Annotated in this window: 24 protein-coding genes, 1 rRNA gene and 1 riboswitch; of the genes, 22 read left to right on the top strand and 3 right to left on the bottom strand. The window is 39.8% G+C overall.

The features are described from left to right. The 14 genes from rrf (at position 1) to purD (ending at position 13529) form a co-directional block, all read left to right on the top strand. A 5S ribosomal RNA gene (gene rrf, locus NIZ91_01465) occupies positions 1 to 116 on the top strand. A gap of 85 nt (positions 117 to 201) precedes the next feature. Continuing rightward, on the top strand, positions 202 to 405 hold the full coding sequence (locus NIZ91_01470) for an NETI motif-containing protein (GenBank protein USY55386.1): 204 nt from the start codon (positions 202 to 204) through the stop codon (positions 403 to 405). A gap of 83 nt (positions 406 to 488) precedes the next feature. Continuing rightward, a riboswitch (purine riboswitch) is annotated at positions 489 to 591 on the top strand. A 133-nt stretch (positions 592 to 724) separates the two neighbouring features. Further along, positions 725 to 1213, top strand: a complete 489-nt coding sequence (gene purE / locus NIZ91_01475; protein USY55387.1) for a 5-(carboxyamino)imidazole ribonucleotide mutase — start codon at positions 725 to 727, stop codon at positions 1211 to 1213. Beyond that, on the top strand, positions 1206 to 2351 hold the full coding sequence (gene purK, locus NIZ91_01480) for a 5-(carboxyamino)imidazole ribonucleotide synthase (protein ID USY55388.1): 1146 nt from the start codon (positions 1206 to 1208) through the stop codon (positions 2349 to 2351). Before purE ends, purK begins: the two co-directional genes overlap by 8 nt. After that, entirely contained in the window at positions 2348 to 3640 is a 1293-nt protein-coding gene (purB, locus tag NIZ91_01485; GenBank protein USY55389.1) for an adenylosuccinate lyase, read from the top strand. Before purK ends, purB begins: the two co-directional genes overlap by 4 nt. A 74-nt stretch (positions 3641 to 3714) precedes the next feature. Continuing rightward, positions 3715 to 4422 carry a phosphoribosylaminoimidazolesuccinocarboxamide synthase gene (locus NIZ91_01490; GenBank protein ID USY55390.1) on the top strand — a complete coding sequence of 236 codons (708 nt, stop codon included), beginning with the start codon at positions 3715 to 3717 and terminating at the stop codon, positions 4420 to 4422. A gap of 7 nt (positions 4423 to 4429) precedes the next feature. Next, complete coding sequence (gene purS / locus NIZ91_01495; GenBank protein USY55391.1) at positions 4430 to 4681, top strand: phosphoribosylformylglycinamidine synthase subunit PurS; 252 nt, start codon at positions 4430 to 4432, stop codon at positions 4679 to 4681. Beyond that, positions 4678 to 5361, top strand: a complete 684-nt coding sequence (purQ, locus tag NIZ91_01500) for a phosphoribosylformylglycinamidine synthase subunit PurQ (protein ID USY55392.1) — start codon at positions 4678 to 4680, stop codon at positions 5359 to 5361. Before purS ends, purQ begins: the two co-directional genes overlap by 4 nt. After that, positions 5345 to 7567, top strand: a complete 2223-nt coding sequence (gene purL / locus NIZ91_01505; GenBank protein ID USY55393.1) for a phosphoribosylformylglycinamidine synthase subunit PurL — start codon at positions 5345 to 5347, stop codon at positions 7565 to 7567. Before purQ ends, purL begins: the two co-directional genes overlap by 17 nt. Next, positions 7552 to 8964: an amidophosphoribosyltransferase gene (gene purF, locus NIZ91_01510; GenBank protein ID USY55394.1), complete on the top strand. Its 1413-nt coding sequence runs from the start codon at positions 7552 to 7554 to the stop codon at positions 8962 to 8964. Before purL ends, purF begins: the two co-directional genes overlap by 16 nt. A gap of 26 nt (positions 8965 to 8990) precedes the next feature. Beyond that, positions 8991 to 10028, top strand: coding sequence for a phosphoribosylformylglycinamidine cyclo-ligase (purM, locus tag NIZ91_01515; GenBank protein ID USY55395.1), 1038 nt, complete (start codon positions 8991 to 8993; stop codon positions 10026 to 10028). Then, positions 10025 to 10603: a phosphoribosylglycinamide formyltransferase gene (gene purN / locus NIZ91_01520; protein ID USY55396.1), complete on the top strand. Its 579-nt coding sequence runs from the start codon at positions 10025 to 10027 to the stop codon at positions 10601 to 10603. The genes purM and purN overlap by 4 nt, the downstream gene beginning before the upstream one ends. A gap of 99 nt (positions 10604 to 10702) precedes the next feature. After that, the gene (gene purH, locus NIZ91_01525) at positions 10703 to 12241 is read left to right on the top strand and encodes a bifunctional phosphoribosylaminoimidazolecarboxamide formyltransferase/IMP cyclohydrolase (protein ID USY55397.1); all 1539 of its coding nucleotides are present in this window, start codon (positions 10703 to 10705) and stop codon (positions 12239 to 12241) included. 13 nt (positions 12242 to 12254) lie between these two features. Next, a complete protein-coding gene (purD, locus tag NIZ91_01530; protein ID USY55398.1) occupies positions 12255 to 13529 on the top strand; it encodes a phosphoribosylamine--glycine ligase in 1275 nt (424 codons plus the stop codon). 37 nt (positions 13530 to 13566) lie between these two features. On the opposite strand, the gene NIZ91_01535 is transcribed toward purD, so the two are convergent. After that, positions 13567 to 13812: a DUF2892 domain-containing protein gene (locus tag NIZ91_01535; GenBank protein USY55399.1), complete on the bottom strand. Its 246-nt coding sequence runs from the start codon at positions 13810 to 13812 to the stop codon at positions 13567 to 13569. An 83-nt stretch (positions 13813 to 13895) separates the two neighbouring features. On the opposite strand from NIZ91_01535, the gene NIZ91_01540 reads away from it, so the two are divergent. Further along, entirely contained in the window at positions 13896 to 15644 is a 1749-nt protein-coding gene (locus NIZ91_01540) for an amidohydrolase family protein (GenBank protein USY55400.1), read from the top strand. A 121-nt stretch (positions 15645 to 15765) separates the two neighbouring features. Beyond that, entirely contained in the window at positions 15766 to 16071 is a 306-nt protein-coding gene (locus NIZ91_01545) for a YerC/YecD family TrpR-related protein (protein USY55401.1), read from the top strand. A gap of 26 nt (positions 16072 to 16097) precedes the next feature. On the opposite strand, the gene NIZ91_01550 is transcribed toward NIZ91_01545, so the two are convergent. Then, positions 16098 to 17480: a glycine--tRNA ligase gene (locus tag NIZ91_01550; protein ID USY55402.1), complete on the bottom strand. Its 1383-nt coding sequence runs from the start codon at positions 17478 to 17480 to the stop codon at positions 16098 to 16100. A gap of 461 nt (positions 17481 to 17941) precedes the next feature. Between NIZ91_01550 and NIZ91_01555 the strand changes: the two genes are divergently transcribed. From NIZ91_01555 to NIZ91_01570, 4 genes are read left to right on the top strand one after another with little or no spacing between them, the layout of a single operon-like run. Next, the gene (locus NIZ91_01555) at positions 17942 to 18646 is read left to right on the top strand and encodes a heptaprenylglyceryl phosphate synthase (protein USY55403.1); all 705 of its coding nucleotides are present in this window, start codon (positions 17942 to 17944) and stop codon (positions 18644 to 18646) included. 43 nt (positions 18647 to 18689) lie between these two features. Beyond that, on the top strand, positions 18690 to 20909 hold the full coding sequence (gene pcrA, locus NIZ91_01560) for a DNA helicase PcrA (GenBank protein USY57062.1): 2220 nt from the start codon (positions 18690 to 18692) through the stop codon (positions 20907 to 20909). Between the two features lie 22 nt (positions 20910 to 20931). Continuing rightward, the gene (gene ligA / locus NIZ91_01565) at positions 20932 to 22938 is read left to right on the top strand and encodes an NAD-dependent DNA ligase LigA (GenBank protein ID USY55404.1); all 2007 of its coding nucleotides are present in this window, start codon (positions 20932 to 20934) and stop codon (positions 22936 to 22938) included. Positions 22939 to 22951: 13 nt separating this feature from the next. Continuing rightward, positions 22952 to 24142: a CamS family sex pheromone protein gene (locus NIZ91_01570; protein USY55405.1), complete on the top strand. Its 1191-nt coding sequence runs from the start codon at positions 22952 to 22954 to the stop codon at positions 24140 to 24142. Positions 24143 to 24171: 29 nt separating this feature from the next. On the opposite strand, the gene NIZ91_01575 is transcribed toward NIZ91_01570, so the two are convergent. Continuing rightward, complete coding sequence (locus NIZ91_01575; protein ID USY55406.1) at positions 24172 to 24663, bottom strand: DUF3920 family protein; 492 nt, start codon at positions 24661 to 24663, stop codon at positions 24172 to 24174. Between the two features lie 317 nt (positions 24664 to 24980). Here NIZ91_01575 and gatC point away from each other — a divergent pair, with 317 nt between their 5' ends. Continuing rightward, the gene (gene gatC, locus NIZ91_01580) at positions 24981 to 25271 is read left to right on the top strand and encodes an Asp-tRNA(Asn)/Glu-tRNA(Gln) amidotransferase subunit GatC (protein USY55407.1); all 291 of its coding nucleotides are present in this window, start codon (positions 24981 to 24983) and stop codon (positions 25269 to 25271) included. A gap of 16 nt (positions 25272 to 25287) precedes the next feature. Then, positions 25288 to 26745 carry an Asp-tRNA(Asn)/Glu-tRNA(Gln) amidotransferase subunit GatA gene (gene gatA, locus NIZ91_01585; protein ID USY55408.1) on the top strand — a complete coding sequence of 486 codons (1458 nt, stop codon included), beginning with the start codon at positions 25288 to 25290 and terminating at the stop codon, positions 26743 to 26745. Positions 26746 to 26758 lie beyond the last annotated feature (13 nt).

The raw sequence follows: 26758 nt of genomic DNA on the forward strand, positions 1-26758 counted from the left end.
TCTGGTGGCGATAGCAGAGAGGTCACACCCGTTCCCATGCCGAACACGGAAGTTAAGTTCTCTAGCGCCGATGGTAGTTGGGACTTTGTCCCTGTGAGAGTAGGACGTTGCCAGGCAACAGCGCAAAAAAGGCTAGTCAGTAGACTAGCCTTTTTTGTTATTCCTTTCGATAAAAAGTAATGAATAAAAAGGAGATTTACTATGAGTGAGAAAAAAAAGAAAAAAGTAATGTATGAAGTAGCTGAAAACGAAACAATTGCTGATTGTCTAGATCGTATGAAAAAGGACGGTTATATGCCTGTGAGAAGAATGGAAAAGCCTGTCTTTGAAGAAAGGGTCACGAATGGGGTTAAAGAACATGTTCCGGTAAAGCAACAAATCATATTTGAAGGAAAACTACTTTAAACACGAACATTATTAAAATTTAAAAGTTAAATATTCGATTTTTGAGTTGACTTTTTTCATGGTTGGCTGTTATCATTAAGTTGCAAATAAGAGAAACGAAACCTCATATAATATTCAGGAATATGGCCTGAGAGTTTCTACCCAATAACCGTAAATTATTGGACTATGAGGAAAGAACAATCAATTAGGATTAACTATTCGTATCCTGCAGCTTATGGTAAAGGTACGGATTAATAAAGCCTAGAGTGATTGTGACTTTCCTTTTGGAAATCACATCATTCTAGGCTTTTTTTATAAATTAAAAAAGGAGCTTTTATCTATGAATGTAAAAGTTGCTGTTGTCATGGGAAGTCAATCAGATTGGTCTACAATGCAACATGCTTGTGACATCTTAGAGGAATTAGATATTGCTTACGAAAAAAAAGTTGTATCGGCACATAGAACTCCAGATTATATGTTTGAATACGCCGAAACAGCAAAGGAAAGAGGAATTCAAGTTATTATTGCAGGAGCAGGAGGAGCAGCACATTTACCAGGTATGATTGCTGCGAAAACAGTTTTGCCTGTCATTGGTGTACCGGTTAAATCAAGTAACTTGAATGGCTTAGATTCATTGCTGTCTATCGTTCAAATGCCCGGAGGTGTTCCGGTCGCAACAGTAGCAATCGGAAAAGCAGGAGCAACAAATGCCGGCTTGCTTGCAGCTCAAATTTTGGGTACATCAGATTCTATCGTTAGTAAACAGCTAGATGAGAGAAGAGAATCAATTCGACTATCCGTGTTAGAAAGTAGTGATCAACTTGTCTAATGTTCTTATACATCCAGGGAAAACAATAGGAATTGTTGGCGGAGGCCAACTAGGGAGAATGATTGCCCTATCTGCTAAAGAAATGGGTTACTATATTGCTGTTTTAGAGCCTACAGAAGACTCACCTTGTGGTCAAGTAGCTGATATTAAAGTGGTTGGTGCCTATGATGACCGAAAGGCAATTGAACGACTTGCAGAAGTTTCAGATGTAATCACATATGAATTTGAGAATGTTGATGTTGAAATGATGAAGTGGTTAGAAACGAAATGTTACGTGCCACAAGGAAGTCATTTATTAGCAGTTACTCAAAATCGTCGTTTAGAAAAAGAAATGATTACTAATCTAAATCTAAACGTACCTCAGTATGCCATTGTAAAGAATAAAGAAGAGCTGTTAAAGGCTATCGAGACGATTAGCTATCCTTGCGTAGTCAAAACGTGTAGAGGGGGCTATGACGGCAAAGGGCAAGTTCTTTTAAAAAGCAGTCATGACGTAGCTGAAGCAGAAGGATTACTATCACAGTCTGAATGTATTGTAGAGCAATGGATGAACTTAGATAAAGAGGTTTCTGTCATTGTTCACCGAAACATGAGAGGCGACATTGTATGCTTACCAGTTGCTGAGAATATTCATAAAGATCATATTTTACACCAAACCATTGTGCCAGCACGTATTACAGCTAGCCAAGAGCAAACGGCAGTTGAATATGCAAAAGAAATTGCAAAAGGTCTAAACTTAGTTGGGACTCTTGCTGTTGAGATGTTCTTAACGAAAGAAGGCAATCTTTATATTAATGAATTAGCACCAAGACCACATAATTCAGGACATTATTCAATTAATGCTTGTAGCTTATCGCAATTTCAGCAGCATGTTCGAGCAATCTGTAACTGGCCTTTAGTTCAATCAACATTGTTAAAACCTGCTGTTATGGTTAACCTATTAGGAGAGCATATTGAAGAAACGATGGCAAAAATCGAATATTTAGACGATATGCACCTTCATTTGTACGGAAAAAAAGTTCCAAAACATAAACGAAAAATGGGACATATTACTGTATTAGCTGATAAGATAGATGAGGCGGTAGAAAAAGCCGAATCATTAGGAATATGGGAAAGAACGGAGGAATTAACAACATGATTGAACGTTATACAAGACCAGAGATGGCAGCCATTTGGACTGAAGAAAATAAATTTAAAGCTTGGCTAGAAGTTGAAATTTTAGCTTGTGAAGCATGGTCTGAATTAGGGCATATCCCAAAAGAAGATGTAAAGCTAATCCGTGAAAATGCATCTTTTGATATCAATCGAATCAATGAAATTGAACTTGAAACACGACATGACGTTGTTGCTTTTACTCGTGCAGTATCAGAAACACTTGGTGAAGAGCGTAAGTGGGTACATTACGGTTTAACTTCTACAGATGTTGTAGACACAGCATTATCTTATCTACTTAAACAAGCAAATGATATTTTAGTAAACGACGTTGAGCGCTTTATTGAAGTGTTAAAAGAAAAAGCACAAGAACATAAATATACAGTTATGATGGGGCGTACACACGGTGTCCACGCAGAGCCAACAACATTTGGCTTAAAGATGGGACTATGGTACGAAGAAATGAAGCGTAACTTAGAACGTTTGAAGCGAGCAGCTGCTGAAGTAGAGTTTGGAAAAATGTCTGGAGCAGTTGGAACGTTTGCTAATATTGATCCATTTGTTGAAAAGTATGTGTGTGAAAAGCTTGGTATCTCTCCAGCTCCTATCTCTACACAAACTTTACAACGTGACCGTCACGCACACTATATGTCCGTACTAGCCTTAATTGCAACGTCAATTGAGAAGTTTGCAGTAGAAGTTCGTGGCCTTCAGAAGAGTGAAACACGTGAAGTAGAAGAGTACTTTGCAAAAGGTCAAAAGGGATCATCAGCTATGCCGCATAAGCGTAATCCAATCGGTTCAGAAAATGTGACAGGGCTAGCACGACTAATTCGAGGATATATGGTAACAGCTTATGATAACGTACCACTTTGGCACGAACGTGATATCTCACATTCTTCCGCAGAACGCGTTATCTTACCAGATGCAACAATTGCATTGAACTACATGTTAAATCGTTTTGCAAACATCGTGAAAAACTTAACGGTATTCCCAGACAACATGAAGCGCAATATGGATCGCACGTTAGGCTTAATTTACTCACAGCGCGTGTTACTAACGTTAATTAACAAAGGTATGGTTCGTGAAGAAGCATATGACTTAGTTCAGCCTAAAGCAATGGAAGCATGGGAAACACAAGTTCCGTTCCGCTCTCTAATCGAAGGAGAAGAGCGCATTACACAACATTTAACAGCAGAAGAAATTGATGACTGCTTCGATCATACACATCACCTGAAAAGTGTAGATATGATTTTTGAACGTTTAGGTCTTTAATAAAGAAGGCAAGGTAAGTCCTTGCCTTTCTGCAAAAGTGGGTATCAGAATATTCTGGATATAGAGGTGTCAGCATGGAAAAGCAAGGGCTACTTTACGAAGGAAAAGCAAAGAAAATTTATGCAACAAGTGAACAAGATGTACTGTGGGTTGCTTACAAAAACGAGGCAACAGCATTTAATGGTGAAAAGAAAGCTGAAATTGAAGGGAAAGCAAAGCTAAATAACCAAATTAGTAGTTTGCTATTTTCAATGCTTCATGAAAAAGGAATTCAAACACATTTTGTAAAACAACTATCTGACTATGAGCAAGCAGTGAAACAGGTCAAAATCGTTCCGCTTGAAGTCGTGGTTCGAAACGCAACAGCCGGTAGTTTAGCTAAGCGAATTGGCGTTGAAGAAGGTATCCGATTTAAAAAGCCAATTGTGGAGCTTTATTACAAAGATGATGCGTTAGGAGACCCGTTAATCCTTGATGAACATGCTGTTTTCCTACAAGCTGCAACTCAAGAAGAGATTGATAGCTTAAAAGCACAAGCACTTCAAATTAATGAAGTATTATCTTCTTTCTTTAAAGAGAGAGACATTTTCTTAGTTGATTTTAAATTAGAGTTTGGTCGTACGTCTCAAGGAAATATCATTTTGGCTGATGAAATCTCACCTGATACTTGCCGTTTCTGGGATGTTCATACAAACGAAAAATTAGATAAAGATGTTTTCCGCAGAGATTTAGGCGGTTTAACAGAAGCATACGAAAAAATCTTACAGCGAATCGGAGGATAACCCAACCATGTATAAAGTAAAAGTATTTGTCACATTAAGAGAAAGCGTATTAGATCCACAAGGCGTAGCCGTTAAAAATTCATTACACCGTATGTCTTATGAAGAAGTACAAGAAGTTCGTATTGGTAAGTTCTTAGAGCTAACAATCGATAGCACAGATGCATTGGATGAGCGAGTAAAAGAAATGTGCGAAAAGCTTTTAGTGAATACAGTAATTGAAGACTATTGTTACGAGGTTGAGGAGGTTGTCGTACAGTGAAATTTGCTGTAATTGTGTTCCCAGGGTCAAACTGTGACGTAGATATGTATCATGCAATTAAAGATGAGCTTGGTGAGGAAGTAGAATACGTATGGCACGATGCTAAGTCTTTAGACGAATATGACGGTATCCTGTTACCAGGTGGCTTCTCATACGGAGATTACTTACGTTCAGGTGCCATTGCACGCTTTTCAAACGTAATGGATGAAGTGAAAAAGGCAGCAGCAGCTGGAAAGCCTGTATTAGGTGTTTGCAATGGCTTCCAAATCCTTTTAGAAGCAGGTCTTTTACCAGGAGCTATGCGTCGTAATGAAAATTTAAAATTCATCTGTAAAACAGTTAACTTAAAAGTAGCTAACAATGAAACTATGTTTACAAATGCTTATGGCAAAGACGAAATCATTGCAATTCCAGTAGCACATGGTGAAGGTAATTACTATTGCGATGAACAAACGTTACAACAATTGGTTGAAAACAATCAAATCCTTTTCCAATACGAAGATAATCCAAATGGTAGTCTTCAAAACATCGCAGGAATTTCAAACGAAGCAGGAAATGTATTAGGAATGATGCCACACCCAGAAAGAGCAGTCAGTGACATTCTAGGTAGCGCAGATGGACTAAAATTATTTCAATCAATCGTAAAGCAGTGGAGGGAACAAAATGTCGTTACTTCTTGAACCAAATGTAGAGCAAATTAAAGAGCAAAAGCTATATCGAGATATGGGATTAACAGATGAAGAGTTTGCAAATGTAGAGCAACTATTAGGCCGTACGCCTAACTATACAGAAACAGGGTTATTCTCTGTTATGTGGTCAGAGCACTGCAGTTACAAAAACTCAAAGCCTGTTTTGAAGAAATTCCCTGTCACTGGTGAAAAGGTGCTTCAAGGACCAGGTGAAGGCGCAGGAATTGTTGATATCGGCGATAATCAAGCAGTTGTATTTAAAATTGAAAGTCACAATCATCCATCAGCCATTGAACCTTATCAAGGAGCAGCAACTGGTGTAGGTGGAATTATCCGTGACGTCTTTTCAATGGGAGCAAGACCAATTGCGCTGTTAAACTCTTTACGATTCGGAGAGTTAACATCTCCAAAAGTTCGTCATTTGTTTGAGGAAGTAGTAGCAGGAATTGCAGGTTACGGTAACTGCGTTGGAATTCCAACAGTGGGTGGAGAGATTCAGTTTGAAGATTCTTACGAAGGCAATCCACTAGTTAACGCAATGTGTGTAGGCTTAATTAATCACGAAGACATCCAAAAAGGACAAGCAAAAGGCGTTGGCAACACGGTGATGTATGTTGGTGCTAAAACAGGACGCGATGGTATCCACGGTGCAACATTTGCATCAGAGGAACTTTCAGATCAATCAGATGAAAAACGTCCAGCAGTTCAAGTTGGAGATCCATTTATGGAAAAGCTTCTTCTTGAAGCATGCTTAGAATTAATTAAATGTGATGCATTAGTTGGTATTCAAGATATGGGAGCGGCTGGTTTAACGAGTTCATCAGCAGAGATGGCGAGTAAAGCAGGTTCTGGTATCGAAATGAATCTTGATCTTGTACCTCAGCGTGAAACAGGCATGACTCCGTACGAGATGATGCTTTCTGAATCACAAGAACGTATGCTAATCGTTGTTGAAAAAGGCCGTGAGCAAGAGATTGTAGATATCGTAGAGCGCTACGGTTTAGAAGCAGTATCAGTTGGTCACGTAACGGATGACAAGCGCCTTCGTTTAACGCATAAAGGTGAAGTGGTAGCGGATGTACCGGTTGATGCGTTAGCAGAAGATGCACCTGTGTATCACAAACCATCAGCAGAGCCAGCTTATTACCGTGAGTTTCAGTCTCAGCCATCTTACGCACCATCAGTAGACAATCACAGTGATATGCTAGTGAAGCTTTTACAACAACCAACGATTGCAAACAAAGAATGGGTTTACAATCAATATGACTATCAAGTGCGTACAAATACAGTTGTATCACCAGGCTCTGATGCAGCCGTTGTACGCGTGCGAGGAACAAATAAAGCATTAGCAATGACAACGGACTGTAACTCTCGCTATCTTTATCTAGATCCTGAAGTAGGTGGCCGCATTGCCGTAGCTGAAGCAGCTCGTAACCTTGTGTGTTCAGGTGCACAACCTTTAGCAATTACCGACTGCTTAAACTTTGGAAATCCAGAAAAACCAGAAATTTTCTGGCAAATTGAAAAAGCAACGGACGGAATGAGCGACGCTTGTCGTCAACTTTCAACACCAGTAATCGGTGGTAACGTATCTCTTTATAACGAAACAAAAGGTGAAGCAATCTATCCAACACCTGTTATCGGGATGGTTGGACTAATTGACGATGTGAAGCATATTACAACTCAGCATGCGAAACAAGCAGAAGATTTAATTTATGTAATTGGCGAAGCGAAAGCAGAATTTGCCGGAACTGAGCTTCAAAAAGTACTTGAAAGCGGTAAGGTATTTGGTCAATCACCTGCTTTAGACTTATCGGTAGAAAAAGCACGTCAAGATCAGCTTCTTCAAGCAATCCGTCAAGGAACTGTACAATCTGCACATGATATTGCAGAAGGTGGTTTTGCTGTAGCCCTAGCAGAGAAAGTAATGAACGATAGCGGTCTTGGAGTAGATGTTACGGTGAACGGCGACGTAACAGCAGAGTTATTTAGTGAAACACAATCACGTTTTATCATAACAGTGGCACCAGAAAATCAACAGGCTTTCGAGAGTATTGTTGCAGATGCTAAGCTAGTGGGACGCGTAACTGAAAACGGAGAATTAACAATTAAGCATGAAGGAAATGCAATTGTACAACAATCTGTTCAAGACTTAACGAAAGCTTGGAAAGGAGCTATTCCATGCTTGCTGAAATAAAAGGTTTAAACGAAGAATGCGGCGTATTCGGCATATGGGGTCATGAAAATGCAAGTCAAATTGCTTATTATGGCCTTCACAGCCTTCAGCATCGCGGTCAAGAAGGAGCTGGAATTGCTGTTACAAATGGTGAAAAAGTCAGCGTGGCAAAAGGCGTGGGTCTTGTAAACGAAGTATTCGGCCACGGTGAGCTTGATCAGCTTCAAGGAACAGCAGCAATTGGTCACGTTCGCTATGCAACAGCAGGGGGTGGAGGGTTTGAAAATGTTCAACCCCTTCACTTCCGCTCTCATAGCGGAAGTATCGCACTGGCTCACAACGGTAACTTAGTAAATGCCAATGCGCTGAAGCATCAGCTTGAAAACCAAGGCAGCATTTTTCAATCAACTTCTGATACAGAGGTATTGGCTCATTTAATTAAACGTAGTGGCTATAGTGATATGAAGGACAAAGTAAAAAATGCACTTTCTATGGTAAAAGGTGCATATGCGTTTGTTATTTTAACTGAAGATGCCATGATGGTTGCTTTAGATCCAAATGGCTTACGCCCACTATCACTTGGTCGTCTAGGCGATGCGTATGTTGTGGCATCAGAAACATGTGCATTTGATATTGTAGGAGCAGTTCATGAACGTGATGTAGAACCGGGAGAACTGTTAATCATCAATGATGAAGGAATAAAATCTGAGCGTTTTACGTTAAATGTAAATCGTGCAATTTGCAGCATGGAATACATTTATTTCTCACGTCCAGACAGCAACATTGATGGGATTAACGTTCATTCAGCACGTAAAAATTTAGGGAAACAGCTAGCGATGGAATCTCCAATCGAAGCAGATGTCGTAACTGGTGTTCCAGATTCTAGTATTTCAGCGGCCATTGGATTTGCCGAACAATCAGGTATTCCATATGAGTTAGGATTAATTAAGAACCGTTATGTTGGACGTACGTTTATTCAACCATCACAGGAGCTTCGCGAACAAGGTGTAAAAATGAAGTTGTCTCCAGTGCGTAAGATTGTAGAAGGTAAGCGTGTTGTAATGGTTGATGACTCGATTGTTCGAGGAACAACAAGTCGTCGTATCGTCCGCATGCTACGAGAAGCAGGAGCGAAAGAAGTTCACGTTCGTATTAGCGCACCTCCAATAAAAAATCCATGCTTCTATGGAATTGATACATCTTCTTCATCAGAGCTCATTGCAGCCACTCGCTCTGTACAAGAGATTTGTGAATTAATCGAAGCAGACTCTTTGGAATTCTTAAGCAATGAAGGATTAATTGAAGCAATCGGTCGAGATTATGAAAATGGTGGGCAGTGTATGGCTTGTTTCACAGGAAAATATCCAACAGAAATTTATCCGGATACCGTACACCCACATGAAAAGGTAACTTGTTAGTTTCAATGTAAAAAAGGAGTGACAATATGTCATATTCATATAAGCAAGCTGGAGTTGACTTAGAAGCAGGCTACGAGGCCGTTTCACGTATTAAAAAACACGTTGCACGAACAGAGCGCAAAGGTATTATGGGCACAGTTGGTGGTTTCGGAGGAATGTTTGATTTATCTTCCTTAGGTTTAAAAGAGCCTGTTTTAGTATCAGGAACAGACGGTGTTGGTACAAAATTAAAATTAGCTTTTCAAATGGATAAGCACGACACTATCGGGATTGATGCTGTAGCGATGTGTGTAAACGATGTGGTTGTACAAGGTGCAGAGCCTCTTTATTTCCTGGATTATATTGCATGTGGGAAAGCAGTCCCAGAAAAAATCGAAGCGATTGTAAAAGGAATTGCAGATGGATGCGAGCAGTCAAATTGTGCATTAATCGGCGGTGAAACAGCAGAAATGCCTGGGTTATATGAGGAAGATGAATATGACTTAGCTGGATTTACAGTTGGAGCAGTTGAGAAATCAGAAATTATCACTGGAGAAAGCGTAAAGCCAGGGCAGCTACTAGTAGGTATTTCATCAAGCGGTATTCATAGCAATGGCTATTCACTGGTGAGAAAAATTGTTGATGATCAAAAGCTTGACCTTCAAAAGGTTTATGAAGGATTTGATCAAACTCTTGGCCTTGAGCTTTTAACACCAACTAAAATTTATGTGAAGCCTGTGCTACAAGCATTAGAGGCAGCCAAGATAGCTGGAATGGCGCATATTACAGGCGGAGGATTTATTGAAAACATTCCCCGCATGCTTCCAGACGGTTTAGGAGTAGAAATTGACTACGGTTCTTGGCCGATTCCAAAAATCTTTGATTTCCTTCAAGAGCATGGCGGCTTAGAACGTAAAGAAATGTTTGAAGTTTTTAATATGGGGATTGGGTTTGTGTTAGCGGTAGAGCCAGAAGAAATGAACGCGGTTATCAATGCAATTGAAAGCAAAGGGGAAAAAGCATTTGTGATTGGACGTGTGACAGAAAGCACTGGGGTAGAGTTTAGTGGAGGCGTGCTTGGATGATGAATATTGCAGTCTTTGCTTCAGGAAATGGCAGCAACTTTCAATCTCTATACGAAGCAACGCAATCGGGTCAATTAAAGGCAGCAATTAAGCTTGTGGTTTGTAATAAGCCACAAGCGTATGTAATTGAGCGAGCAAAAGCATGTGGTATTCCGTGCTTTGTTTGCTCACCTAAAGACTTCCCTGATAAAGCAGCTTATGAACAAGCAATTCTAAACGAATTACAGGCTAATAACATAGATTTTCTAGTATTGGCAGGCTACATGCGCTTAGTTGGTCCAACATTACTTCAACCATATAAAAATCGAATTGTTAATATCCATCCCTCTTTATTACCAGCGTTTCCAGGCATGGATGCAATTGGCCAAGCATTTGATGCTGGTGTAAAGATTATTGGTATTACCGTACATTTTGTAGATGAAGGAATGGATACGGGGCCGATTATTGATCAGCAGGCAATTCGTGTAAATGAGGACGATACAAGAGACATCGTTGAAACTCGCATACATGAGATTGAGCATAAGTTTTATCCTCAAGTGCTCAACAAACTGTTTCAGCAGCTTGTGGTTAAATAATAGACTGGGTTGTCAAAAAAGTTTTAATACTTTACTATGGTAGAGTGATATTGTAAGAAAGTTATAAAAAGAGAGATCGAATCAGGAGGAGTTTACAAAATGACAGCAAAACGCGCACTTATTAGCGTATCTGACAAAGAAGGTATTGTTTCATTTGCTAAAGAACTGAAGGAGTTAGGAGTAGAAATTATCTCGACTGGCGGTACAAAGCGTACGCTAGAAGAAAACGGCATTGATGTAATTGGTATCTCTGAAGTGACAGGTTTTCCTGAGATTTTAGATGGCCGTTTAAAAACGCTACATCCTAATGTTCACGGAGCTTTATTAGCGTTACGCGATAACGAAGAGCACCAGACACAAATGAAAGAACACAATATCTCACCAATCGACTTTGTAGTTGTAAACTTATACCCGTTTAAAAAGACAATTGAACAAGACGATGTAACGCTTGCTGAAGCAATTGAGAACATTGATATTGGTGGACCAACAATGCTTCGTTCAGCTGCTAAAAACTATCGTTCGGTATCAGTTGTTGTCGATCCAACTGATTATGCGACCGTAGTAAACGAATTAAAGGCAAACGGAAACGTTTCGTTTGAAACAAACCAACGCTTAGCAGCGAAAGTATTCCGTCATACGGCGGCTTATGATGCATTAATTGCTGAATACCTAACAAATATTACGGGTGAGAAGACGCCTGAAAAGCTAACAGTAACGTATGAGCGTGTTCAAGGATTACGCTACGGAGAAAACCCACATCAGGAAGCGGCTTTCTATAAAAAACCATTAACGCAAAAAGGTTCAATTGCAACGGCTACACAGCTGCATGGAAAAGAGTTATCTTATAACAATATTAATGATGCAAACGCAGCGCTTCAGATTGTAAAAGAATTTTCAGAGCCGGCTGTTGTGGCCATCAAACATATGAACCCATGTGGAGTAGGTGTGGGTGAAACGATTGCTCAAGCTTATCAGAAAGCTTACGAAGCAGACCCAACATCAATATTCGGTGGTATTGTAGCAGCAAACCGCCCAATCGATCGTGAAACAGCTATTCAATTAAAAGAAATTTTCTTAGAAATCATTATTGCTCCTTCATTTGATCAAGAGGCAATTGATGTATTAACAGCGAAGAAAAATTTACGTCTACTAACAGTAGAACTTGATGAAAATGCACAAAAAGAATCCTTCTTAACATCTGTAAAAGGCGGCGTACTTGTTCAAGACGAAGATGTATTTGGTTTTGACAATGCTACGGTTTCTGTTCCAACAAAGCGCGAGCCAACAGAAAAAGAATGGGCAGATTTAAAATTAGCGTGGAAAGTTGTGAAAAATGTAAAGTCAAATGCGATTGTACTTGCAAAAGACGATATGACAGTCGGAGTAGGTGCTGGACAAATGAACCGCGTTGGTGCAGCGAAAATTGCGATTGAACAAGCGGGTGAAAAAGCACAAGGATCAGCTTTAGGTTCAGATGCTTTCTTCCCAATGGGAGATACAGTTGAAGCAGCAGCTAAAGCTGGTGTTACAGCCATTATTCAACCAGGTGGTTCAATCCGTGACGAAGAGTCAATTGCAAAAGCAGATGAGTACGGCATTACAATGGTATTTACAGGCTTAAGACATTTTAAACATTAATGAGGTGAAGAACGTGAATGTTTTAGTTATCGGAAAAGGTGGAAGAGAACATACAATTGCATGGAAAGCGTCCAAAAGCCCACTTGTAAATGAAGTGTTTGTAGCTCCTGGTAATCCAGGTATGAGTGACGTGGCAACGCTTGTCTCAATCGATGAAAGTAATCATGATGAGCTAGTGGCTTTTGCGAAACAACAAGATATCAAACTAACAATTGTAGGTCCTGAAAACCCATTGATTGAAGGGGTTGTAGATCGCTTTGAAGCTGAGGGTCTGCCGGTATTTGGACCTCGTAAAAAAGCAGCTATGATTGAAGGAAGCAAAAGCTTTGCGAAAGAGTTAATGAAAAAGTATGAGATTCCTACCGCTGCATATGAAACATTTACGTCTTATGAAGAGGCAAAAGCGTATGTAGAAAAACAAGGTGCACCGATTGTTATTAAAGCAGATGGTCTAGCTGCTGGTAAGGGTGTAACGGTCGCTTTAACTGTTGAAGAAGCAGTAGAAACACTTCATGATTTCTTGGTTGATCAAAAGTTCCAGGAAGCTAGCGCTACTGTTGTAGTTGAAGAATTTTTAGACGGTGAAGAATTTTCGTTAATGGCATTTGTGCGTGGTACAAAGGTATATCCAATGGTCATTGCACAAGATCATAAGCGTGCGTTTGACGGAGATAAAGGTCCGAATACTGGTGGAATGGGTGCTTATTCTCCAGTTCCTCAAATCAGTGACGCTGAAGTAGAACAAGCGGTTCAAACAATTCTATTACCAATGGCAGAAGGGCTAGCTAAAGAAGGCTGTGAGTATACGGGTATTTTATATGCTGGACTCATTCAAACAGCGCAAGGTCCGAAGGTTATTGAATTTAATGCTCGATTTGGTGACCCTGAAACACAGGTTGTATTACCGCGAATGAAAAGCGATTTAGTTGATGTTTTACTTCGCATTTTAAACAACGAAGACGTTGAAATTGAGTGGGATAATCAAGCTGTTATGGGGATTGTGTTAGCAGCTGCTGGTTACCCTGAAGCTTATGAAAAGGGAAATCCAATTTATGGATTAGATAAGATTAATAAAGAAGCGCTTGTTTTCCACGCAGGAACAACTTTAGAAGATGAAACATATGTATCAAATGGAGGGCGTGTTCTTTTAGTTGGTGCTAAGGGAGATACGCTTTCGCAAGCACAAGAAGAAGTATATAAACAAATGAATCACATTGATGTATCAAAAGGCTTCTTCTATCGAAAAGATATTGGATATCGTGCCCTTGAAAAAGCATCAAAAAACTAAAAGAAGAGCATTTGCTCTTCTTTTTATTTAGGTAATATTAACTTGGGTTAATCGTTGGATCTTCTGTATAGCCCTGGTCCCCTTCTTGGTATTTGTCGTAAGCAAATACTAAAGGGCAAAAGCGCGTAATTCCTTCACCAATTTTCATTGCAGCTAAAAAGGCTAACCATAGATAAGAATCTCGGTAAGGACGTCTTGTTAAGCGAGAGGTTGCCCAAGAAAGAAGGGTAAAGCCAACTGTAAGTCGAATTAAAGCATTAACGATGCCAATATTTGGTCTCATGTTTTATCACCTTTTCTCATAAATTAATAAAAGTTATTTTGTAAATGGAATTTATTCATTATAACCAAAAGGAGGCACAGCGTATGTCGATAGGAATGTATCGTTGGAGAAATAGACAGATTCGAAATCAGCTTTCAGTTGTAAGTGAACAAACATCCCCGACAATTGTGTTAAAAGGAACAACTTACTTAAATGCCCGTTTGAATAAGTGGATGAAAGCTAACATTTGGATTGCTAACGACCGCATTGTTTACGTTGGTGAAGCAATGCCAGCTGTGCTGAATTCATCTACGGAAGTCTTTGACTGCCGCGATCAATACATTGTGCCCGGCTATATTGAACCTCATGTGCATCCGTTTCAGTTATATAATCCCCATACTTTTGCACAGTATGCGGCTAAGCACGGCACCACAACCTTAATTAACGATAACTTAGTGCTCATGCTGCAAACAGATACAGAAACAGCATTTTCATTAATCGAAGAAATGAAAGCGCTACCATATTCGATGTATTGGTGGTGCCGCTTCGATTCTCAAACGAAGTTTGAAAACGAATCTGAGGTTTTCTCTCATGCCCATATCAAAAAATGGTTAAATCATGATTCAGTTTTACAAGGAGGAGAGCTTACGAGTTGGCCTCGCTTGCTAAATGGAGATGACCTTATGCTCCATTGGATTCAGGAAACAAAGCGATTAGGAAAGCATGTTGAAGGGCATTTTCCAGGAGCTTCAGAACGTACGCTTGTTAAAATGAAATTGCTTGGAGCAGATGCTGATCACGAGGCTATGAGCGGAAAAGATGTTCTTTCAAGGCTGTCATTAGGTTACGATGTATCGCTACGCTATTCGTCTATTCGCCCGGATCTACCGAGAATCTTGGATGAACTACATGAAGAAGATCTCAATTATTATGAACATTTGACTATGAATACCGATGGTTCCCCACCATCTTTTTATACAGATGGAGTTTCAGATATGCTAGTGAAAGTAGCACTTGAGCATCATGTACCAATCATTGATGCCTATAAGATGGTTTCTACAAATATTGCCCGATACTACAATATTGAACACTTACATGGTCACATTGGCGTTGGATGTATAGCTAACCTTAATCTACTCACTAGTCCTGAATGCCCGACACCCATAAGTGTTCTTGCAAGCGGAAAATGGATTTTAAAGCAAGGAGAAGAACAGAAAGAAAACGAAACATGTTTCCCGTGGGCTTCGTATCGATTTCAACCGCTTGATTGCAACTGGGATCTTAAAATGGATGATTTTCAATTTTCAATGCCTATGGGTGTTTATATGAAAAACGCAGTTATTATGGAACCTTACTCAATTCAACTAAATGTAGGAGATGAATGTTTAGATACAAACCATGATGAATGCTTCTTCATGCTCATTGACCGCTACGGTAAATGGCGGATTAACACGCTTTTGAAAGGCTTTGCAACGCATGTTAAAGGGTTAGCTAGTTCGTTTTCTAGTACCGGTGATTTCATTCTTATTGGAAAATCAAAAAAAGATATGCTGTATGCCTATTATAAAATGAAAGAAATGGGCGGAGGCATTGCTCTTGCAGAGGATGAGAAAATTGTGGCGGAGCTCCCACTTACTTTGAATGGAAGCATGTCGACTGAAAGAATGGAAGTCTTGATGACGCAAGAAGAGTGCTTAAAACAAGAATTGAAAATAAGAGGCTATCAACATGAAGACCCAATTTATTCACTTCTTTTTTTCTCATCTACACATTTACCTTATATTCGCGTAACACCAGCAGGAATTTATGATGTAATGAATAAAAAGGTACTTTTTCCGTCAATAATGCGTTAAAATATAAAAGTGTAAAAGCGTTTTGTAAAAGAGCATTTATAAGGTAGGAATTTTGTTTGTGAAACACAACATGAATAAATGATGATGAATAGAAAGTTTAGTGTAAAGGAGTTTTCAGCACATGCAAATTAACAAACTTCGTGGCAAAGAATTAGATCAATTATTTGAAGCAATTTTATCTTTAGAAAACATGGAAGAGTGCTATCAATTCTTTGATGATTTGTGTACGGTTAATGAAATTCAGTCATTAGCACAGCGCTTAGAAGTAGCACGTATGCTTCGTGAAGGAAATACGTACCATAAAATTGAAACAGAAACAGGTGCAAGTACAGCGACGATTTCACGCGTCAAACGCTGCTTAAATTACGGTAGCGATGCGTATCAAATGGTGTTAGAGCGTCTGCAACATGATAAAGAAAAAGCGTGAGACATCTGTCTCACGCTTTTTCTTTATTAAAACTTAACTGCTTCTTCTAGAAGAGCTTTTAACTCGCTGATTGGCACACGTTTTTGCTCCATTGTGTCGCGATCACGAACCGTTACTTGGTTATCTTCTAATGAATCAAAGTCAAATGTGATACAGAATGGCGTACCGATCTCATCGTGACGACGGTAACGTTTACCGATTGAGCCTGCATCATCGTAGTCAACCATAAAGTCGCTTGCTAACTCAGCAAATACAGCCTGAGCTTCAGCTGAAAGCTTTTTAGAAAGTGGTAATACTGCAGCTTTTACTGGTGCTAAAGCTGGATGTAGGCGCATTACCGTACGAGATGAACCATCTTCTAGTTCCTCTTCTTCGTATGCATCAATCATGTATGCTAACGTTACGCGGTCTGCACCTAAAGAAGGTTCGATGCAATAAGGCACGTAGCGTTCGTTTGTTTCTTGGTCGATATATTGGAAGTCTTCACCTGAGTGCTCCATGTGTTGTTTTAAATCATAGTCTGTACGAGATGCTACGCCCCACAGTTCACCCCAGCCAAATGGGAATTTGTATTCAAAGTCAGTCGTTGCGTTACTGTAGTGAGACAGCTCATCTGAATCATGGTCACGAAGACGAATGTTTTCTTCTTTCATACCTAGAGATAGCAGCCACTGTTCACATGTTTTCTTCCAGTAATCGAACCACTCTAGTTCAGTTCCTGGCTTACAGAAGAACTCAAGTTCCATTTGTTCAAACTCACGTGTACGGAACGTAAAGTTACCCGGTGTAATTTCGTTACGGAAACTTTTACCGATTTGTCCGATACCAAATGGAAGTTTCTTACGCATAGAGCGCTGAACATTTTTGAAGTTTACAAAGATACCTTGAGCTGTTTCAGGACGAAGGTAGATTTCATTTGTAGAGCTTTCTGTTACACCTTGGTGTGTTTTAAACATTAGGTTAAATTGACGAATTTCTGTAAAGTTGGCAGAACCACACTCTGGGCAAGTGATTTCATGATCGGCAATTAACTTTTTCATTTCATCAAAAGAAAGACCGTCTACAATCATTTCAATATCTTTTTCTTGAAGCTTTTCTTCAATTAATTTATCAGCACGATGGCGCGCTTTACAATCTTTACAATCAATCATTGGATCGTTGAAGTTTCCTAAGTGACCAGAAGCTTCCCATGTTTTTGGGTTCATTAAAATAGCAGCATCTAAGCCTACGTTGTAAGGAGACTGCTGAATGAATTTTTTCCACCAAGCTTTTTTGATATTATTTTTAAGTTCTACACCAAGCGGACCGTAGTCCCAAGTGTTTGCTAAGCCTCCGTAAATCTCAGAGCCTTGAAAAACAAAGCCACGATGCTTCGCGTGAGATACAATTTGATCCATTGATTTTGTCATAGTAATTCCTCCAATAATAAATGATGTAATAAAAAAATCTCTCGTCCCTGGGCATATGCTTTCATATGCCCAGGGACGAGAGATTTTCCCGCGGTTCCACCCTGGTTGATACGTAATGTATCCACCTTAAACATGTATATACTCCAGATTGCCTTTTCCTTAAATCTTGCTTTAGGCTTTCACTATCCCTAAATCGCTATTATACTGCAGAGGGTTTAAGTACTATTAATCCTTCAAAGTATGGCTATACAATTTTGTAGCTATATATTAGCATATCCTATGCAGGGATACAATAACCGTTATAACAAAATGCCTTTTTCACTTTAATTGATGTAGACAAAAAAGATTGGTTTTCGTTTCGTCTCCCAATCTTAGTTTTGTTATAATGAACAAATGGAAAGTAGTCCGTTAAGTTAACGCATAGTGAAGAGTTGCGGGATAAATAGATGGAGGTTCATACAATGTACGACGTAAAAAAATGGAGACACGTATTTAAATTAGATCCAAACAAGGAAATTTCAGATGAAGCGCTAGAAAAAGTATGCGAGTCCGGTACAGACGCGGTAATCGTAGGTGGCTCAGATGGTGTTACGTTAGATAATGTACTGCAGCTTTTGATGCGTATTCGTCGCTATACGGTGCCGTGTGCTTTAGAAGTATCAACAATTGAATCAGTTACTCCTGGCTTTGACTCTTACTTTATTCCAACTGTATTAAACAGCAGTGATCCCAAGTGGATTTCTGGCTTACACCATCACGCAATGAAAGAGTATGGAGAAATTATGGATTGGGATGAAATCTTTGTAGAAGGGTACTGCGTGCTAAATTCAGAAGCCAAAGTAGCAACCTTAACGAGTGCGAAAACGGATTTAGACGCTGACGATATTGTAGCGTACGCACAAATGGCAGAAAGAATGTTTAATTTACCAATCTTTTACCTAGAGTATAGCGGTATGTACGGGAATCCGGATATCGTTGAAAAAGTAAAAAAATCGTTAACCAATACCAATCTTTTCTACGGTGGCGGTATTAGAACGAAAGAGCAGGCTGCTGAAATGGGAAGAATAGCAGACACAGTAGTTGTTGGGAACATAATCTATGACGATTTATCAACAGCATTAAAAACAGTAGATGCAGTGAAAAAGAATGTTGCGAACGGAAAATAAAGTGAAGTAAAATAGAACATATGTTTGATTAGGCGGTGAAATGATGAATTTTTTAAGTGAAAAATTATTAACAGGGTTAAACCCTCAGCAAAAAGAAGCGGTAAAAACAACGGACGGGCCGTTGCTAATTATGGCTGGTGCAGGAAGTGGAAAGACGCGTGTGCTCACGCATCGCATCGCGTATCTAATGGCTGAAAAAGAAGTGGCGCCTTGGAATATCCTTGCAATTACGTTTACAAACAAAGCGGCTCGCGAGATGAGAGAACGTGTTAGCGCAATCGTTGGTGGAGTAGCAGAAGATATTTGGATTTCGACGTTCCACTCCATGTGTGTGCGTATTTTACGCCGCGACATTGACAGAATTGGCTATAATCGAAACTTTACTATTCTCGATTCAACGGATCAGTTATCCGTTATTAAAAACATCTTAAAAGAAGAAAACCTGGATCCGAAAAAGTTTGACCCACGATCGTTGCTAGGAAGCATCAGTTCAGCGAAAAATGAGCTAAAAACAGCGGATGATTTCGCAAAAACGGCTGCGGGTCCGTATGAAGAAGTCGTAAGCACGGTTTACACAAAGTATGAAAAGCGCCTTAAGAAAAATCAAGCGCTGGACTTTGATGACTTAATTATGACGACGATTCAGCTCTTTAAGCGAGTACCAGAAGTGCTCACTTACTATCAGCGTAAGTTTCAATACATTCATGTTGACGAGTATCAAGATACAAATCATGCGCAATATATGCTTGTTCGATTGCTAGCAGCGCGCTTTGAAAATGTGTGCGTAGTTGGGGACTCAGATCAATCGATCTATCGCTGGCGTGGCGCGGATATTACCAATATCCTTTCCTTTGAAAAAGATTATCCAAAAGCATCGGTTATTTTATTAGAACAAAACTATCGTTCAACAAAAAATATTTTAGCAGCAGCAAACGAAGTCATTGCCAACAACATGAATCGAAAAGCGAAAAACTTATGGACAGAAAACGTGGATGGCCAAAAGCTTTATCGCTATCAGGCAATGAGTGAGCATGATGAAGCTCAATTCGTAGCGCGTAAAATTAAAGAAGCCATAGATTCTGGTAAACGTAAATATAGCGATTTTGCCATTCTATATCGTACGAACGCCCAGTCGCGTGTGATGGAGGAAGTCTTACTAAAATCAAATATTAATTATACAATCGTTGGCGGAATTAAGTTCTATGATCGTAAAGAGATTAAAGATATCCTGGCTTATTTACGCTTAATTGCAAACCAAGATGATGACATCAGCTTAACGCGCATTGTGAACGTACCAAAGAGAGGCGTAGGAGCAACGTCTGTTGATAAGGTGGCAAACTATGCACTAACCCATGATATTTCAATCTTTAAAGCACTTGATGAAGTGGAGTTAATTGGGGTAACCGGCAAAGCAACGAGTACGCTTCGAGATTTTCAAGCAATGATTGACAACCTAGCTCAAATGCAGGATTACATGTCCGTAACAGAGCTTGTAGAAGAAGTGCTAGAGCGAACGGGCTACCGAGAAGCGCTCAAAACGGAAAAAACAATTGAAGCTCAAAGTCGATTAGAAAACATTGATGAGTTTTTATCTGTTACGAAAACCTTTGAAGAAGCAAGTGAGGACAAAAGCCTAGTCGCATTCTTAACGGACTTGGCGCTTGTGGCCGATATCGACCAGCTTGATGAAGAGGAAGATGAGAACGAACAAGTGATTTTAATGACTCTTCACTCTGCAAAAGGGCTTGAGTTCCCAGTAGTTTTCTTACTTGGTATGGAAGAAGGCGTATTTCCACACAGTCGCTCGCTCTTTGAAGATATGGAAATGGAAGAAGAGCGTCGCTTAGCATACGTTGGAATTACGCGTGCGGAACAAGAACTTTACTTATTGAATGCACAAATGCGCACACTATTCGGTAAGACAAACGTTAACCCGGCATCACGCTTTATTAGCGAAATTCCATCAGAGCTAATCGAGTCGTTGAACGAAGCGAAGAAATCGCCGATGCAGCCAAGTGGAAGAAGCACATCACCGTATGCTGCTCGCAGACAAGCTGCCGTTGCGAAAACAACGCTCACTTCTACCGGTGGCGAATCGATTGGTTGGGGTGTTGGCGACAAAGCGGAGCATAAAAAATGGGGTATCGGGACAGTCGTTAGCGTTAAAGGAGAAGGCGACTCAAAAGAATTGGACATTGCGTTTCCAAGCCCAGTGGGAGTAAAGCGTCTGTTAGCTAAATTTGCACCCGTAACAAAAGTATAATGTGTGAAGAAGGAGTAAGGATATGGATCTTGAAACGAGCAAACAAAGAATTCAAGAATTGCATGAGCTGTTAAACCGCTATAACTATGAGTATCACGTATTAGATCAGCCAACCGTTCCCGATGCGGAATACGACCGCTTAATGAATGAGCTGATTAAAATAGAAGAAGCATTTCCAGAGTTAAAAACGCAGGATTCTCCTACTCAGCGCGTTGGCGGCCAGGTGCTTGATGCCTTTCAAAAGGTTGAGCACCGCACGCCGATGCTAAGCTTAGGAAATGCATTTAATGAGCAGGATTTGCGTGATTTTGACCGGCGTATTCGCCAAGCGGTAGGAGATGATTTTTCCTATGTATGCGAGTTGAAAATTGATGGCTTAGCAATCTCTTTACTTTATGAGGATGGCTACCTAGTACGCGGAGCTACGCGCGGAGACGGAACGATTGGTGAAGATATTACCGAGAATCTAAAAACTATCCGCTCAATTCCTCTTCGTGTAAAAGAGCCTGTTACGATGGAAGTACGCGGAGAAGCATTCATGCCGAGAAAGTCATTTGAGAAGTTAAATGAAGCTAAGATTCAAAATGAAGAGCTTCCGTTTGCAAACCCTCGTAATGCTGCTGCTGGTTCATTGCGTCAATTAGATCCTAAAATTGCAGCGAAACGAAATCTTGATATTTTTGTGTATGCAATGACGGATGTTGGAGAACAGGATGTAGAAGCTCATAGTGAAAGTTTAGACCTTTTAGACCATCTTGGTTTTAAAACAAATAAAGAGCGTCAAAAGTGTGCTACCATTGAAGAAGTTCTTGCTTACATTGAAAACTGGCAGGAAAAACGCCCATCTCTTGCCTATGATATCGATGGGATTGTTATTAAAGTCGATGCGTTTGAGCAGCAGGTTGAGCTCGGTACAACAGCAAAAAGCCCGCGTTGGGCAATAGCTTATAAGTTTCCGGCAGAAGAAGTTGTAACAACTCTAAAAAATATTGAGCTAACGGTTGGACGTACAGGTGTTATTACGCCGACGGCCATTTTGGAACCAGTGCAGGTTGCAGGTACGACCGTACAGCGCGCATCTTTACACAATGAAGACCTGATTCGTGAAAAAGACATTCGCATCGGCGACCAAGTAGTTATTAAAAAAGCCGGTGATATTATTCCAGAAGTTGTGAATGTCATTACTGAAAAGCGAACAGGCAACGAGCAAGAGTTTACGATGCCAACCCACTGTCCGGAATGTGAGAGTGAGCTTGTCCGCTTAGAAGGGGAAGTAGCGCTTCGCTGTATTAACCCGAGTTGTCCTGCTCAAATTCGTGAAGGTCTCATTCATTTTGTGTCTCGCAATGCCATGAATATTGATGGTCTTGGAGAGAAAGTAATTACTCAACTTTTTAAAGAAGAGTTAATCACAGACGTAGCAGATCTTTACGAACTAACAAAAGAGCAGCTAATTGAGCTTGAGCGAATGGGTGAAAAATCAGCAGATAATCTTTTAAAAGCGATTGAAGCTTCTAAAGAAAATTCTCTTGAAAGATTGTTATTCGGCTTAGGTATTCGTCACGTAGGTGCTAAAGCAGCAAAAACTCTAGCACAGCAATTTGATACGATGGACAAGTTGCAAAAAGCAACGTATGATGAGTTAGTGACAATTAATGAGATCGGTGACAAGATGGCCGATGCAATCGTTACATACTTTTCACAAGAGGAAGTGCAAGAGCTGTTGCGCGAGCTTCAAGAAGCCGGCGTTAACATGACCTATAAAGGTCCAAAACCCGTCAATGTAGGAGATTCTGATTCTGTTTTTGCTGGTAAAACGATTGTGTTAACTGGTAAATTAGAAGAGCTAGGCAGAAACGAAGCAAAGGCGGAGATTGAAGCTTTAGGCGGAAAAGTAACAGGTAGTGTAAGTAAGAAAACAGACCTTGTCATTGCGGGGGAAGACGCAGGTTCTAAACTTGCTAAAGCAAATGAGCTTGGCATTGAAGTATGGGACGAAGCGAGGTTACTTATTGAATTAAACAAATAAGAGGTGTGTATAGTTGAAAAAGATATTTTTACTGTCTCTTATGGTCATGCTTATAACCTCAGCATGTGCACCTAATTTTTCGAAAGAGGAAGAGATTGTTCAACAAACAGATGATAAAAATGAAAAAGCTGTTATCCCAAAATACAGCATTTCAGATGAATATTACCGAACAATTCTTCCTTATAAACCGGGAGTAGCGAGAGGCCTTGTAGCAGCGAATATGAATAATCGCCTTGATATTCAAGAGTTTGAAACAGGATTAATGCGTCTAGCACAAGATGATTTTTCACCTGACAAATATGTGTTCCAAGAAGGACAATATCTAGACAAAGAGACGATTCGTTCATGGTTAAGCCGTAAGAAAACAGACGCGCAGTTTAAAGAACTAAAGGATAAGACAAAGGAAAATGATCGTGATTCATTAAAGAATGAAGGTCTCAATCCGGCCGATACAGGTGATGGAGACTTAAAAGCACGAAATGAAAGAAGCCCAATGTATTTGGCCCATATTACGGAGCAAAACTACTTAGTTCAAGACGGTGACGATAAAGTTGCGCTTGGCGGGGTAGTTATTGGTCTGGCCATGAACTCTGTCCACTACTATACGCAAGAAGATGGATACGCTCGTGAAGTTAAGCTCGATGATAAAGAAATTGAAGAGCGAGGCAAAGAGATAGCAAATACCATCGTGGATCGTATGCGTAAAAAGAAGGGACTAGAACAAGTACCAATCACAGTGGCAATCTTTAAGCAAAATCCAAAATCTTCTTTAACACCTGGTAACTTTATTAGCGTTGGCCAAGCTGGCAAAGGGCGTAACTCAGTGAACGGGTGGGATAAAGTTGATGAAAAGTATTACCTATTCCCGTCATCTGCTGCCGATAAAGACTATCGCGATGATGCAATGAAGTTTAATGAATTCAAAGCACAAATTGAAGATTACTTCCCGAACTTTACAAGCGTAGTAGGGAAAGGTCATTATATCGATGGTCAGATGCAGAGAATGTCCATTGAAATTCCAATTCAATTTTACGGAAAAGGTGAAATTGTTGGGTTTACTCAGTACGTTGCTGGATTAATGCTTGATCATTTCCCAGACTATATGGAAACAAGTATTTCCATCACGTCTGTAAACGGTCCGGAAGCATTAATTATCCGTAAACCTGATCAAGAAACGCCAACCGTGCATATTTACGAAAACTAAGTGAAAAGCCGCTCATCTGAGCGGCTTTTTCATTGTGAGACAAAGGGTGTGTTTTGATGAGATTTCATAAATTTTTGCAGGTGGCTCTTGGCATACTGAAATGCATCTTTTTCAGTTTTTCGCTCTTCATATGGAAGCTTTTTATCAAACTCAAATTGCTTTTTGAAAAAAGGAATATCCTCTTGCATGACATGACGCAACTCGTGAAACAGCGTTTCAACCAAAGGTAAATAATCCTCGAATTTAAATATGAAAATAATTCCAACTTCTCTCCAATAGACGGCGGAAGCATATTGAAGAAATTCTGCTTCTTCTTCTTCAAGTTCAGACACAATTTTATTTGCTTCACAAGAGTCACAAAACACAACCGGGGTTGTGAATTGGCGGTTTAGACAAGAGAAAACTTGCTTTTGCAGCTGATGCAAGTTAAATGAAAATTCGTCATCGAGAACAAACCAGTTCAGACACTCTTGGTAGACAGGACGCTTATGAATAGTCGAGTAAATGAGTAATGGATTCATAATGTGTTCACACTCCTTACTAGCGGTCATATTCATTTTCGACCTTTTTATTTACCCTTATACTTCTGATTAAGAAGCTTATGAAGAGGTTATTAATATATATGTCAAAGAGCTCTTCATTTAGAAGAAAAGAGTAACACTCTAAATAAATCCAGGAGAAAAATCCCTTTTCTAGAGGAATATAGAGTGTAACCCCTATCATTTTAAAAGGAAGATTTTATATTTATGGAACTACTCTCAGAAATGTTGCTTGATGCTAGTGAAGTTTGGTATTATCAGTATATTGTAGTGGGACGAATATTCGGAGGTGAACGAACATGTCAAGAATTTCTGTTGAACAAGTAAAACATGTTGCACATTTAGCTAGATTAGCTGTAACAGATGAAGAAGCAGCTTTATTTACAAAGCAATTAGATGCAATCATTACATACGCTGAGCAATTAGACGAATTGGATACTACAAATGTAAAGCCAACTTCACACGTATTAGACGTGAAAAACGTAATGCGTGAGGACAAGCCAGCAAAAGGATTACCTGTTGAAGATGTAACGAAAAACGCGCCAGACCATAAAGATGGATACGTACGCGTACCAACTATTTTAGAATAAGAAAGGAGGCTTTACGATGTCATTATTTAATCGTAAACTTTCAGAATTACATAAGCTTCTTCATAGTAAAGAAGTAAGTGTACAAGACCTAGTAGAAGAATCGTATAAGCGTATTAACGCAGTAGATGATAAAGTGGGTGCTTTCCTAGCACTGAACGAGGACAACGCTCGTGCTTACGCAAAACAACTAGACGAAGCGCTACAAACGAAAGATGAGTTTGGTTTGTTATTTGGTATGCCTATCGGTGTAAAAGATAACATCGTAACAAAAGACTTACGCACAACGTGTTCAAGTAAAATTCTAGCAAACTTTGATCCAATCTATGACGCAACGGTTGTTCAAAAGCTACAATCAGCTGAAGCAGTAACGATTGGTAAATTAAACATGGATGAGTTCGCAATGGGTTCTTCGACTGAAAACTCTGGCCTACAATTAACTCGCAATCCATGGAATTTAGACTATGTACCAGGTGGATCAAGCGGTGGTTCAGCAGCGGCTGTTGCAGCTGGAGAAGTACCATTCTCACTGGGTTCTGATACGGGTGGTTCAATCCGTCAACCTGCGGCTTATTGCGGTGTTGTTGGATTAAAACCTACATACGGACGCGTGTCTCGTTACGGTCTTGTTGCATTTGCATCTTCTTTAGATCAAATCGGACCAATCACAAACTCAGTTGAAGATAATGCATATTTACTTCAAGCAATTTCAGGTGTTGATCCAATGGATTCAACTTCTGCAAACGTAGATGTTCCGGACTATGTATCTGCTTTAACTGGTGATATTAAAGGTCTTAAAATTGCTGTACCAAAAGAGTATCTAGGTGAAGGCGTTGGCGAAGAAGCTCGTCAATCAGTACTAGATGCATTAAAAGTATTAGAAAGCCTTGGCGCAACTTGGGAAGAGGTTTCATTACCACACTCTAAGTATGCCTTAGCAACATACTACTTACTGTCTTCTTCAGAAGCTTCTGCAAACTTATCTCGCTTTGACGGTGTACGTTATGGATACCGCACAGATAATGCTGAAAACTTACTTGAAATGTACAAGCAAACGCGTAGCGAAGGCTTTGGTAACGAAGTGAAGCGTCGTATCATGCTTGGTACATTTGCGTTAAGCTCAGGTTATTATGATGCTTATTATAAAAAAGCGCAGCAAGTACGTACACTTATTAAGGAAGATTTCGAATCTGTATTTGAAAACTATGACGTTATCATTGGTCCTACAACGCCAACACCAGCGTTTAAAATTGGTGAAAAGACAGATGATCCGTTAACAATGTATGCAAATGATATTTTAACAATCCCAGTAAACCTTGCAGGTGTACCAGGTATCTCTGTGCCTTGTGGCCTTGCGAACGGATTACCATTAGGGTTGCAAATTATCGGTAAGCATTTTGATGAAAGCACAATTTATCGCGTCGCTCATGCATTCGAACAAGCAACTGAGCATCATAAAGCGAAACCAGCACTGTAAGGGGTGAGAAGAA

Source organism: Bacillus sp. 1780r2a1, assembly GCA_024134725.1.
In the GTDB taxonomy this organism is placed as follows: Bacteria; Bacillota; Bacilli; order Bacillales; family Bacillaceae_H; genus Priestia; species Priestia aryabhattai_A.